This window comes from Saccharopolyspora sp. NPDC045941 (genome assembly GCF_056431445.1).
This window is the reverse complement of record NZ_JBWKKU010000099.1, coordinates 16,376-27,851: the sequence shown is the minus strand read 5'-3', so window position 1 is coordinate 27,851 and position 11,476 is coordinate 16,376. Positions and strand designations below refer to the sequence as shown.

Genomic DNA, 11,476 nt, shown 5'->3' with positions numbered 1-11,476 from the left:
GCTCCAAAGCGTCTTACTGTGCTGGACCGGCGTTTGCCCCACATGCCAAAGAAAACTCCCCAAACGAAGACAAACTTAACGAAGTACTACTAGCTCCTGTCCGTAGTTGGCGGATGCCGTGGGTGGCGAGGGCGCAGGGGTGCAACGCTCTCGCCACCGCACGTCGCGAGCCTCGGGGCTTGGGCTCGAGAGTCAGGCCACGGCCAGTGCGTCGATGCGCCCGCTTCGACGTCCGATGTAGACGATCGGAGTGGTGGCTCCGCTGCTGCCGATGGTGATGGCGGTGACCGGGTCGTCGTCGCGCAGCCCGCCGGCCGGGTGGAGTTCATCGCCCGGCTTGGCGGTGGGGGCGATTCGCCAGACGAGCACGTTGCCGTCCTGGTCACCGCTGATAAGCGTCTGGCTGTGTCCGGGCATCCAGGAGAACGCGGTCACCGCTGCCTGGTGGCCGGTGAGCACGATCCCGGCGCGGCCAGTCGGCCCGGCGCCGGAGAAGTCCCAGCAGGTGAGGACCTCCGCGGATTCGCAGGCCATCCAGCGGCCGCCGCCTTCGAAGGCCAGGTGGGAGACCGTGGCGGGGAAGCCGGTCATCTGGAAGTCCGAGCCGTCGGTGACCTTCCAGCCGTGCAGGGTCGCGTCCTGGCTGCCGCCGACGACCCAGCGGCCGTTCGGTGCGGCCGTGAGCCCGGAGATCGCGCCCGGTGCCTCCAGCGTGTTGGTGATGCGATCGGTGTCGGGTTCGAAGATCGTCACGCCCTGGTAGGACGACGCCGCGACGCGGAGCTGCCCGCGTGGCCACAGCACGTTGGTCACGGTGCTGGTCAAGGAGACGGAGGTCCAGCGGGTATTCCCGGACCGGTCCAGGATCCGCACCCGTCTGCCGTCGGCGACCGCGAGAGACTGCGATTTCTTGTCCCAGGCGGCCGATGCCGACCATCCCGCGCCCTCGCTGTGCAGGACCGCGCCGTCGGTGGCGCTCCACAGTCGCCGGCTTCCCATGCCCAGCGCGGCGATCCGGGTGCCGTCCGGGCTGGCGGCGATCGCGAGCAGCGCGTCGTCGAGATCCCGCTCGTAGCGCAGGGAGCCGTCGGGGTCGAAGACCCGCAGCGCGCCTTCGGAGCCGCCGGCCACCAGGGCATCGGGCGCGTTGCGCCCGCCGGGCAGCGCGTCGAGGGCCATGACGGGTTCGCTGGTTTCGGCTTGCCAGCGCGGCCGCAGCTGCGCGCTGTTCGTCAGCGCGGTCACGCCGTCGCCTCCGCGCCCACCGGTTGCAGGCAGGCGCGGAACTCCCGCTCCAGCTGGTCGCGGTCGAGGTTGCGGCCGATGAACACCATCCGGTTCCGGCGTGCTTCGCCCTCGCGCCAGGGCGCGCCGAGGTCGCCGTCGTGGAGCATGTGCACACCCTGGAAGACGTACCGCTGGTCGCTTCCCGCGAGGTTGAGTATTCCCTTGCTGCGGAACAGATCCGTGCCGCGTTCGCCCAGCAGCACACCCAGCCACTCGTTGAGCTTCTCGACGTCGACCGTGCCCTCGGTCTCGGTGCCCACGCTGGTCACCGTCAGGTCGTGCTGATGGTCGGAGTCCTGCAGGAACTCCGGTTCGTCGGCAAGGATCTTGTCCAGGTCGAATGCGTGCACGCCGAGCACCTCCCGGAGCTCGACGTCGCCGTGCCGGGCGGGCAAGATACGCACGCCGGCGTTGATGCTGCGGATGCGACGCTCGACCTCGTCGATCTCCTCCGCGCCGACCAGATCGATCTTGTTGAGCACCACGCGGTCGGCGAAGGCGAGCTGTTCGACCGCCTCGTTCTCGGCGCCTTCGGGCTTTTCGTCGTCGAGGTGCTGGATGATGTGCTTGGCGTCGACGACCGTCACGATCGCGTCCAGACGCAACTGCGTGCGCAGCGTGTCGTCGACGAAGAACGTCTGGGCCACTGGAGCGGGATCAGCGAGGCCGGTGGTCTCGATGAGGATGGCGTCGAAGCGGTCCTTGCGCTTGAGCAGCGCGCCGAGGATGCGGATCAGGTCGCCGCGCACGGTGCAGCAGATGCAGCCGTTGTTCATCTCGAAGACTTCTTCTTCGGCGTCCAGCACCAGGCCGTCGTCGATGCCGACCTCGCCGAACTCGTTCTCGATCACGGCGATGCGCATGCCGTGGTTCTCGGTGAGGATCCGGTTGAGCAGCGTCGTCTTGCCGGCACCGAGGAACCCGGTCAGGACCGTGACCGGCACCCTGTCGTCGGTTTCGCTCATCGTGGCTCGTTCTCCCCTTCAGGTCGGGTGGTCAGGATCTTCCGGACGACTTCGTCGTCCACTTCGGACACCGACGCGTGGAGCGTCCAGCGCCTCGGGGCTTCGTCCAGCACTGCGATCTTGGTCTCGATCGGTGCGCATCCGGGCTCTGCACAGGCGAGTTCCTGCACCGTCACCGCCGTTTGGGCGGTCAGCCCGAGAGTGGTGCGCACCAGGTCTGCGATCTCGCCCGCGCGGTCGGCGCGAGCGGGATCCGGCCGGTTCGACCGGCCGAGCAGGCGGCTCAGCGCTTCGTTCATCTCACCTCGCAGCTGTCGTCATCCTCTCATCATAGATGATAACGACAATCGTTTTCGTTTATGCTTTCCGGGTGTCATCCACCGGTTCGGCGATTTCTAGAGGAGCAACTTGATGACATTCCGCGAAGGACGTCGGTCCAGAGCAGTCGTGACCGCCGCGAGTCTCAGCACGGCAGTCCTGGTGTTGGCTGGATGCGGCGCGGTCCGGTCCGAACCCAGCGCAGTCGAAGGCAGGATCAATGTCGTGACCTCGACCAATGTCTGGGGGAGCGTCGTGCAGGCGATCGGTGGCGGCACCGTCGACGTGCGGCCGCTGATCAGCGATCCGATCGTCAACCCACACGCCTACGAGAGCGTCCCCGACGACGCGGCGGAGGTGGCCGAAGCCGATCTCCTGGTGTTCAACGGCGGCGGTTACGACGAGTTCGTCGAGAAGATCCTGGCGGCCGCCCCGCGAGACAGGCCGACCGTCGATGTCTCCGCGCTCGCCGACGAGCCGCAACGGCCATCGTCCGAATCCCACGCGGCGGAAGGGCATGGCCACTCCCACGACCACTCGATCAACGAACACTTCTGGTACGACCTCCACGCCGTTGAGGCGGTGGCCGACCGGATCGCCGCAGGCCTGGGCGAGCTGCTACCCGCCAGGGCGCAGGAATTCACCGCGAACGCGGAGCGGTTCCGTGCCGGCGTCGGGCAGCTCCAAGAGCAGGCGCGGCGAATCGCGGCGGCGCGTCCGGGCGCCGAGGTCGTCGCGACGGAGCTGGTCGCGTTCTACCTGATCGAGGAGTCCGGTCTCAGCGACATCACGCCGGACAGCTTCGTGGACGCGGTGGAAGCCGGCAACGACCCGCCGCCCGCGGCCGTCGCGGAGATCCAGGACGCGCTCGATGTGCGGCGAGTCACGGCTCTGGTGTTCAACCCGCAGACGGAATCCGCGGTGACCGCGCAACTGCGGGCCCGCGCTGAGCAGGTGGGCGTTCCGGTGGTCTTGATGACCGAAACTCTGCCTGCAGGCCAGGATTACCTGCAGTGGATGGGTGCTCAGGTCGCTTCGCTCGGCGCGGCGGAGGGTCTGCGGTGAAGGGGCCGGGGGTGGAGATGCCCACCCCCGGCCGTCAGGCCCGCGCCTCGGTCCGGGTGATGGCGTACATGCCGAGGTCGGTCGGCTCCAGCGGGTGGAGCCGAAGGCCCGCTTGGGCGAGCTCGTCGCGCAGCTGGGGCTCGGCGACCAGGTGCCATGAGTAGCTCACCTCCCGCTGGTCGACGACGTCGTCGCCTTGGTAGGTGCGGTAGGTCATGTGCCAGGTGAGCGTCCCGTCGCCGGTGGGTTCGGCTCGCGCCCGGCATTCGTACCGCCGGCGTCCGATGCTTCCGGTCGACGCCACTGCTTCCGGGATGTCCACGGGCTCGGACGGTGATTGCAGGTTGAGCACCGCCCGTCCACCCGGTGCGAGCCGTTCGGCGAGCAACTTCCAGATGTCGCGGCGTTCGGCCGGGGAGAAGTGGCCGATGACGTTCATGGCGACGACCAGGCCCAGCCTGTCGGGGAGTTCGGCCTCCAGGAATCCCTCCGGCAGGACGGTCACGCGGTCGCGCAAGGACTCGTGGGCGTTGACCTTGGCCTGCAGTGCTGAGCGCAGTCCGGCGGACGGTTCCACGGCGAAGATCTCCGCCGCCGGCAGTGCATCCCCGATCGCGAGGGTTCCGCAGCCGCTGCCGGCGCCGATGTCGATGACCGGTCCGGTGGGGTCGGTGGCCTTGATCGCGTCGGCCAGTGCGGGGCCGAAGTCGTTCCAGAACGGGCTGATCAGGATGTCGATGTACTCCGCTGACTCGGCGTATTCGTCAGTCACGAAACTCCTCAGATGTGATGAAGGGGCTGATCCGCGCTGTGCGGCGGAGGTCGTGGGCTCGACCTTTCCCGCGCTAGTTCTGGGTGGCCTGCCGTCGGTGGTGCTGGTTCCAGTGCAGGCGCTGGGGAAGCTCGTCGATGGTCTCTGGGGTCGTTTCCAGCCAACGCGTCAGTGCGGTGAGGTCTTCGCCGGTGCGCACCGGCCCGACGAGCATGGCGGCGCCCAGCGGTTGGCGGGCACTGGTGCACCGCTGTACCAGCACGAGGTGCCCGGCTGCTCGCGGTGTGGTGGTTTTCCTGGTGTGGCACCACAAACGCCCGAGCGGGCAGCTCGCGCGTACGAGAACTGCGTTGGGGCAGCGGCGGATCGTGTCTCGCAGGGCGGCGAGGGTCGGCAGTTGTCCGTCGTCGTCGCAGCTGCCGCAGAGGATGACGGTGAAGCCGGTTCGGGGCCCACCGCCTCTCGTTGCCCCGAGCCAGCGGAGACTATCCACAACGATTGTCATTCTCAATTTTGCGGCGCTGAGATGTGGCCAGCGGCACTGTCGGTAGGCTTCTGGATGGAAAGCGACTGGATGAGAGGGTCGCGGCGGAGCGCTTCGGCGATGTCGTCGGGATCCAGCACGCTGTCCGCGAAGTGCGCTCCGGGGCCGATCTTCTCCTGGACGACGGCGCTGGCAGTCAACGCCGCCACGACGCCGCTGAGCCGGTACGGGTCATCGGTTCGCAGCGTCAGCGACGATGACGCTCCGGTGATGGTTGGGACGCAGGCGGTGAGCACGTAGTACGGGTCGCGCTCGCGCAGGTCCGTTTTCGCCGCCTGCGTCAGCAGTTCGATGTAGTCGTCCCGGAACTCGGGGTCGTCCGCCCATGCCATCGCCAAGGTGGTCGGAATGGCCTCCGAGGCGTAGGCCGTGTAGAAGCGCAGTTCGTCGACGCCGAGTTCTTCGGCGAGGCGGATGCCTTCGGTCGGCAGGAAGGGCATTGCGTCGACGGGCTCGGGAAAGCCGGCCGGCCGCACCTTGCGCAGCGGGGTCAGGCTTCTCGAGACCACGGCCCCATCTCGCCATCGGGCCAGCGACTCCCCGAAGTCGGGGCCCTGGGCGAGGAGGATGTCCGCGGCCGATGCCGGTGTCATGCGCACGGCGCCGCCGACGTGGATGTCCAGCCGATCTCCGGGGCCGGCGATGAGCCGGGGGAGCAGCCCGGTCAGGCCCGGCATCAATCCGGCGGAGAAGACCGCTATGCGGTCGCCGGATGTCGCGCCGAGTGCACGGTGGGCGGGGACGTCCCCGGCGGCGTCGACGTAGTGCGCGCCCGCTTTCAATGCCACTCGGGCCACGGTGTCGAGGATGCGGTACGAGGGGCCGGCGCAGTTCAGGACGAGGTGCGCGCCGGTGCAGAACTCCTGAAGGCTTCCCGCGTCTTCGATGTCTACATAAGACAAGCCGATTCCGGGCAGGTCGCCGAGCAGGGTGCTACCCCGCGACGGATTGCGTCCGCCGACGCGGATTTGGCCGTAGCCGTGCTCGGAGAGCCGGCGGACTGCTGTGGCGCCGACTTCGCCGTAGCCGCCGAGTACGGCGATGAGCTGATCGGCCATTGCGCCCCTTCCGTAGCATGGTCTCTGCAACGATAATCGTTTCCATTAAGTTTCGGCTAGAGGGAGCAAACCGTGTTAGACGTGATCGTGATCGGCGGTGGGCCCGCGGGGCTCAGCGCCGCGCTCGTGCTGGGCCGACAGCGGCGCCGGGTACTGGTCGCCGACGGCGGCCAGGTCCGCAACGCGCCTGCGGACGAGATGCACATGTACCTGAGCCGCGACGGGTTCTCTCCGCACGAGCTGTTGGCGCTGGGCCGCGCCGAGCTGGCCGCCTACCCCGGTGTCGAGGTGCGGCAGGGCCAGGTTTCCTCGGTTTCCGGCGGCATCGACGACTTCACCGTGGAATTCGCCGACGGAAGCAGGGAACGGGCCCGGCGGCTGATCCTGGCGACCGGTCAGGTGGACGAGCCCTACGACATCCCGGGCGTGCCGGAGCGCTTCGGCCGCAGCATCTTCCACTGTCCCTTCTGCCACGGTTGGGAGGCCACCGGCAAGACGCTGGCGGTGCTCGGCCGCGACGTCCCGCAGGTGATGCTCGGCCTGTACCTGGCCGATCGCTACAGCGAGGACGTGGTCGTGGTGACCCACGGTGCGCACGAGCTGCCGGACGAGGTGACCGCCAAGCTCTCGGCGCGCGGAGTGGAGGTGCGCACCGAGCCGCTGGCGAAGGTGACCGGTGAACCGGACGGGCTGCAGTTGCACTTCGCCGACGGATCGGTGCTGGAGCGGCAGGCCATGTTCCACCGCGCACCGACCAGGCAACGCGCACCGTTCGCCGCCGATCTCGGTTGCGCGATCCTGGAGGACGGCTGCGTCCAGGTCGACGAGTTGCAGGCGACCACGGTTCCAGGTGTATCAGCTGCCGGCGACATGGCCCGCGTTCCTGCGGTTCCGGACGCGCTGACCTTGGTCAGCCAAGCCGCTGCCGACGGTGTCCGAGCGGCAGTCTGGTTGGAGCAGGGCCTTTTCCGCGCCACTCTGGCAGACTCCTAACGTGCTGACCTGGTGAGTGCGCAAGCGGGCTACAACCCGCTTGCGCACTCACGACCGCCGGCTCGTTCTCGGTCAGCGTTCGGGTGCGGCCAGCGCGGCGAGGCCGGAGATCGTCGGAGCCTCGAGGAAGTCCCGGACCCCCACCGCGATTCCCTTTTCCCGCGCGAGTTTTCCGAGCACTCGGACCGCGAGCAGCGAATCGCCGCCCAGGGCGAAGAAGTCGGCCGCGCGGTCGACGCCGCTGATGGCCAGCATCTCTTCCCAGACCTCGGCGATCGTTCGCTCGATGTCGGTTCGCGGTGCGCCGGGTTCTTCGTTCCGGTCTTGGCGTTCGTACCGGCCGATGCGCAGTTCCTCGGATTCCGGCGCGTCCGCTGCCTCGGGCAGCGCTACCGGCGCCTGCCAACTGCCGGGTTCGGCGAGCGTGTGGACGATACCGGTCAGCTCGCGGAACATCGCGTCAACCGCAACGGTGTCGAAGAGTTCGTCCACCAGCGAGAAAACCAGGTACATCTCGTCGCGCAGCTCGAACATCCGCACTTCCAGGGCGACCTGCGGGGTGCGCAGTTGCTGGTGGTGGTCGGCCATGTCGATGCGTCCCAGCGGGCCGGCGGTGTCGGGCACGCGTTCGCCCATGGCCGCGTCCATCCCGAGGGTGCTCTGGAAGACGATGGGAGCGACGGGGCGGTGCGTGCCGCGTCGGCGGCCCAGTTCGCGGGAGACCTCGACGCCGCTGATCAGGTTGTGCGCCGCCGATTCGCTGAACCGGCGCTGGTTGTCGGCGGCGAGTTCGGCGAAGGTGGCGTCGGCGGTCAGCTCCACCGGGATCAGCATCGTCGAGGCGAACGCGCCGACGATGCGGTGCACGTCGGGGTGCAGCGGCAAGCGGTTGAGCTGCAAGGAGTTCAGCAGCATGCGGCGGTGGCCCGCTTGGCGGGCCAGCACGACCGCGTAGGCGGTGAACATCGCCGCCGACGGCGTCACGCCGTGCGCGGTGCACTGCTTCCGGAACGCGGCCCAGGTCTCGGCGTCCACAGTGGTCTGACGGGTGCCCATCAGCTCCGGCCGCACCTCACGGGGCTCGGCGACCAGCGGCAGGGCGGGCGGCAGGGGGAACTCGTCGAGCCGGTCCCACCACCAGTCGCGGTCGGCCTCCCAGGCGTCTGTGTCGGGCAGGGTGGCTACCGAGGTGACGTAGTCGCCATAGTCGACCTCCAGCGGGGGCAGCATCGCGTTCCAGTCGGCCACCAGGGCGAACAGGTCCCGGTAGAAGACGTTCGACGACCAGCCGTCGATGATCAGCAGGCTGACGGCGTTGTGCAGGCGGGCGCGGTCGCCGGGCAGCAGCGTCAGTCGCATCGTCATGCCGGGACCGTGCGCGGGGTCGGGGCCGTTGGTGCTCATCTGCGACCGGATGGCGGCCACCGTGGCATTGGCTTCGTCTTCGGAGGCGTCGCGGAGGTCGATCACGTCGACGGCGGGTACGGCGTCGGGGTCGTCGGCGGCGAGGATGCGTTGCCGGCCGTCGGGAAGGACGCGGGCGCGCAGCGTGGGTTGGTGCTGCACGAGTCGGCGCAGCGCGTCCTGGAGGGCTTCGGGAGCTTCGTCGGGGTCGACGTCGGTGAGGCCGATGTCGACGTAGTGGTGCGCCGATTCGTAGGACAGCTCCCAGCCGTCCTGCTGCCCGACGAAGTAGCCCTGCTGCAACGGCAGCAGCGGGAACGGTGCGCTCGGGTCGATGCGCCGGGACACCTCGACCGGCAGCGCCCGGCCGCTGGATGCTCCGGCGCTGCGGCGAGCCACCAGGTCCGCCAGTTCGGCGAGGGTGATCTCCACCCGGACGTCGGAGAGGGCGAGCGCCACGCCGAGCTTCCGGCGGACCAGGGCGGACATCCGCACGGCGAGCACCGAGTCGCCGCCGAGGTTGAGGAAGCTCGAATCCGGCGGAACCTCGTCCAGGCCGAGCAGCTCGGCCCAGATCTCGGTCAGCACGGTGCTGATATCGGGTTCGGTGGTCATGGTTGCTCCAGTTCGTCGGTTCGGGCGGCGAAGACGTGCTGGCCGAGGGCGGCGAGCGGATGGCCCGGGTCGGGCAGGTCGAGCAGCGGGGCGAAGCCGGCCGCGGTCAGCTCGGCCAGCCACTCGCCGCGGGTCAGGAAGATCCGGTCGGTTCCCGCCCGCACGTCGGTGGCACCGGGCTGCGGTTCGCCCTCGCGCGGGGACATCAGGAACTGCATGGACGTCATGGCCTGGTAGTGCTCCCGGCACGACTCGATGACCACGAGCAACCCGCCGGGCGCCAGCAGATCCCGCAACCGCGCCAGCACATGTCCGATGTGGACGGAGTTGTGGAGGACGTTCGCGGCGAGCACGACGTCGGTGGAGCCGGGTTGCGCGGGCTCGTCGGAGTTGATGTCGAGGATGCCGTAGCGGATCCGGTCACCGAAGCGCTGCCGCCCGGCGTCCAGGAAGAACTGGGAGACGTCGGTGAACAGGTAGTCCACGGACGCGTCGGCGAGCGCGGGCACCACGGCGGCGGTGGTACCGCCGACACCTGCTCCGAGCTCCAGCACGCGGAGTGGGTCGCAAACGCGTCGGCACTCCGCGCGCAGCAGTTCGACTGCTGCGGCGTTGAGGTAGCGGTTGATGACGTTGTCCCGGTAGGCGCCTTCGGCTGTTGTGAGTTCCCCGTCGGGGAACAGGAGCGTCTGCACGGCAACCTCGTCCCGGAACAGGCGGGGGAGTTGCTCCATCGCGGTCCGGAAGAACTGGGCCATCTCCGCGGGATACCCCAGGGCATCTGCGGCTTCGTCCGCGAGCGCGGCGGCGTCGGCGGCTTCGGAACGCGGCACGGTGCGCAGATCGTGCACGAACCCCGTGGCCTCGTCGCGTTGCAGCAGGCCCTCGTCATTCAGTGCGGTGAGCCAGCGGCGGAGGATCCAGCGGTGCCGGGGTGCGACGCGCAGCCGGTCGGCGATCTGGTCCCAGCGGTGGCTGACCCCGGGCCGGAACAGGCCGTTGCGGCCGAGGGTGCGGGCCATCGCCAGCAGGGCGGCGTGGTCGAGCTGCCGCATGAAGCCGGGCAGCGCGGCGGTGTCGACATCGTTGATCGCGGTCGCGGCGGATCGAGCGACCTGGTCCAAGGTTTCAGCACGCATGGTGCTCGCCCGGGTCGACCGTGATCGGCACGGGCGTGTGGCCTCCGCGACGCAGTTCCCGCCGGGCGACCTCGGCGAGCCTGCGGCGAACGAATCCGCGCAGTGGCTGGTGCGCCTTGCCCGGTCCGGAGATCTCCTGGACCGGTCGGGCGGCCGACATCGCGGGTGCGATGACTTCGAGCAACCGCGGATCGGTCGGGTCCAGGCAGACCACGGCGTCCAGGTCGCCGATGGCGTGGTGCAGTTCGGCGGCGGTCGTGCCGGTCTCGGTGTTGAGCAGCTGGTTGGGGATCCGTGCGACTCGCGCCGGGGAACCGTCGAGGCGGGCGCGCAGGGCGGCAATCCGGTTTCCGGAGGGGAGGTCGGGCCAGCGGATCACGGTCGGCGCCACGGCAGAGGTGCTGGGATCGACGTGGAGCACGGCGTCGAAGCGGTAACGGGTCAGTTCGGTGTCGGCGTGCATGGTCTTCGCGAAGGTGGCCATCCGGACCTCGCGGCCCGCCTCCGCAGCCAGCGAGGCGAGCAACGGCGCGTCGAAGAGAAGCTCCTCATCGCGGTCCACCCGTTCGTCCAGCTCGGCGCCCGTGGCGGTGGCGTCGAGCCAGCGGTGGTGGTCGCGTAGCAGACCGGCATGGCGAACGTCGCCGACGATCACGGTGCCACCGGGCGCGACTATGTCGATCGCGTCCTGCACGACTGCGCGCAGGTATTCGACGCTGGGGAAGCACTGCGTGACGGAGTTCAGCAGCACGCAATCCGGCCGGGCCCCGGGAAATGCGGCGGCGATGGCGTCCTGCACCACAGCACTGCGAGCCTCGTGCGCGGAGGCCTGCACGATCACGGCACCGTCCGGTGCCGATGCGGACAGCTTCCGAACCGCATCGGCAGCGACGTCGGTGCCGACGTACGCGTCGACGTGCGGATGCAGGCGGTGCATGAGCATGCCCGTGCCACAACCGAGTTCGAGCACCCGCCGGGGCTTGTCGCGCAGCACGAGTTCGACGGTGTGGCGCAGCCAGTCCGTCATGTGCTCCACCGGGAAGGGCTCGCCGGTGTCCGATGCCCGCCAGCCGGACAGGTCCAGGTCGTCGGCGTGCCGCCCGGAGGCATGGGAGTAGGTCCAGTCGTAGACCTCGCTCCACTGGTCGAGATGTTCGGTGAGCAGCGCGCCCGGTTCCGGCCGCACGGCGAGCGCCGCGCGGGCCGGGACGAGCCGCACCGCTTCGCCGGCTACTTCGGCCGCGGCAATCCACGGGTGGGCGCTGAGGTGCTCGGCTGCCCGCCACAGCGCGGCTGTGCTGTCTGCGGGCACGGGG

11 protein-coding genes are annotated in these 11,476 nt (G+C 69.2%); 2 read left to right on the top strand and 9 right to left on the bottom strand.

Annotation, left to right across the window (positions count from 1 at the left end):
- Positions 1–192: 192 nt before the first annotated feature.
- From AC07FN_RS42785 to AC07FN_RS42775, 3 genes are read right to left on the bottom strand one after another with little or no spacing between them, the layout of a single operon-like run.
- Positions 193–1,245, bottom strand: a complete 1,053-nt coding sequence (locus AC07FN_RS42785; RefSeq protein WP_478400840.1) for a WD40 repeat domain-containing protein — start codon at positions 1,243–1,245, stop codon at positions 193–195.
- A complete protein-coding gene (locus AC07FN_RS42780; RefSeq protein ID WP_478400839.1) occupies positions 1,242–2,252 on the bottom strand; it encodes a CobW family GTP-binding protein in 1,011 nt (336 codons plus the stop codon). The genes AC07FN_RS42785 and AC07FN_RS42780 overlap by 4 nt, the downstream gene beginning before the upstream one ends.
- Positions 2,249–2,551 carry a hypothetical protein gene (locus AC07FN_RS42775; protein WP_478400838.1) on the bottom strand — a complete coding sequence of 101 codons (303 nt, stop codon included), beginning with the start codon at positions 2,549–2,551 and terminating at the stop codon, positions 2,249–2,251. Before AC07FN_RS42775 ends, AC07FN_RS42780 begins: the two co-directional genes overlap by 4 nt.
- 244 nt (positions 2,552–2,795) lie before the next feature.
- Between AC07FN_RS42775 and AC07FN_RS42770 the strand changes: the two genes are divergently transcribed.
- Positions 2,796–3,635: a metal ABC transporter solute-binding protein, Zn/Mn family gene (locus tag AC07FN_RS42770; protein WP_478400837.1), complete on the top strand. Its 840-nt coding sequence runs from the start codon at positions 2,796–2,798 to the stop codon at positions 3,633–3,635.
- 34 nt (positions 3,636–3,669) lie between these two features.
- On the opposite strand, the gene AC07FN_RS42765 is transcribed toward AC07FN_RS42770, so the two are convergent.
- The 3 genes from AC07FN_RS42765 to AC07FN_RS42755 all read right to left on the bottom strand — a co-directional run bounded on the left by AC07FN_RS42765 (position 3,670) and on the right by AC07FN_RS42755 (position 6,009).
- A complete protein-coding gene (locus tag AC07FN_RS42765; protein ID WP_478400836.1) occupies positions 3,670–4,407 on the bottom strand; it encodes a class I SAM-dependent methyltransferase in 738 nt (245 codons plus the stop codon).
- A 73-nt stretch (positions 4,408–4,480) separates the two neighbouring features.
- Positions 4,481–4,669, bottom strand: a complete 189-nt coding sequence (locus tag AC07FN_RS42760; RefSeq protein WP_478400835.1) for a hypothetical protein — start codon at positions 4,667–4,669, stop codon at positions 4,481–4,483.
- 245 nt (positions 4,670–4,914) lie between these two features.
- The gene (locus tag AC07FN_RS42755) at positions 4,915–6,009 is read right to left on the bottom strand and encodes a saccharopine dehydrogenase NADP-binding domain-containing protein (protein ID WP_478400834.1); all 1,095 of its coding nucleotides are present in this window, start codon (positions 6,007–6,009) and stop codon (positions 4,915–4,917) included.
- Positions 6,010–6,081: 72 nt separating this feature from the next.
- Between AC07FN_RS42755 and AC07FN_RS42750 the strand changes: the two genes are divergently transcribed.
- The gene (locus AC07FN_RS42750) at positions 6,082–7,002 is read left to right on the top strand and encodes an NAD(P)/FAD-dependent oxidoreductase (protein WP_478400833.1); all 921 of its coding nucleotides are present in this window, start codon (positions 6,082–6,084) and stop codon (positions 7,000–7,002) included.
- A gap of 72 nt (positions 7,003–7,074) precedes the next feature.
- Here AC07FN_RS42750 and AC07FN_RS42745 read toward each other — a convergent pair whose 3' ends face one another.
- Genes AC07FN_RS42745 through AC07FN_RS42735 form a run of 3 tightly spaced genes read right to left on the bottom strand, consistent with a single transcriptional unit; the run spans position 7,075 to position 11,472 of the window.
- Positions 7,075–9,021 carry a condensation domain-containing protein gene (locus AC07FN_RS42745; RefSeq protein ID WP_478400832.1) on the bottom strand — a complete coding sequence of 649 codons (1,947 nt, stop codon included), beginning with the start codon at positions 9,019–9,021 and terminating at the stop codon, positions 7,075–7,077.
- The gene (locus tag AC07FN_RS42740) at positions 9,018–10,160 is read right to left on the bottom strand and encodes a class I SAM-dependent methyltransferase (RefSeq protein ID WP_478400831.1); all 1,143 of its coding nucleotides are present in this window, start codon (positions 10,158–10,160) and stop codon (positions 9,018–9,020) included. Before AC07FN_RS42740 ends, AC07FN_RS42745 begins: the two co-directional genes overlap by 4 nt.
- Positions 10,150–11,472: a class I SAM-dependent methyltransferase gene (locus AC07FN_RS42735; RefSeq protein ID WP_478400830.1), complete on the bottom strand. Its 1,323-nt coding sequence runs from the start codon at positions 11,470–11,472 to the stop codon at positions 10,150–10,152. Before AC07FN_RS42735 ends, AC07FN_RS42740 begins: the two co-directional genes overlap by 11 nt.
- Positions 11,473–11,476: the final 4 nt, after the last annotated feature.

Excerpts from the sequence above, each read along its gene's own strand:
- AC07FN_RS42780 (WP_478400839.1), bottom strand. The coding sequence starts at position 2,252 with ATGAGCGAAACCGACGACAGGGTGCCGGTCACGGTCCTGACCGGGTTC.
- AC07FN_RS42775 (WP_478400838.1), bottom strand. The coding sequence starts at position 2,551 with ATGAACGAAGCGCTGAGCCGCCTGCTCGGCCGGTCGAACCGGCCGGAT.
- AC07FN_RS42755 (WP_478400834.1), bottom strand. The coding sequence starts at position 6,009 with ATGGCCGATCAGCTCATCGCCGTACTCGGCGGCTACGGCGAAGTCGGC.
- AC07FN_RS42745 (WP_478400832.1), bottom strand. The coding sequence starts at position 9,021 with ATGACCACCGAACCCGATATCAGCACCGTGCTGACCGAGATCTGGGCC.
- AC07FN_RS42740 (WP_478400831.1), bottom strand. The coding sequence starts at position 10,160 with ATGCGTGCTGAAACCTTGGACCAGGTCGCTCGATCCGCCGCGACCGCG.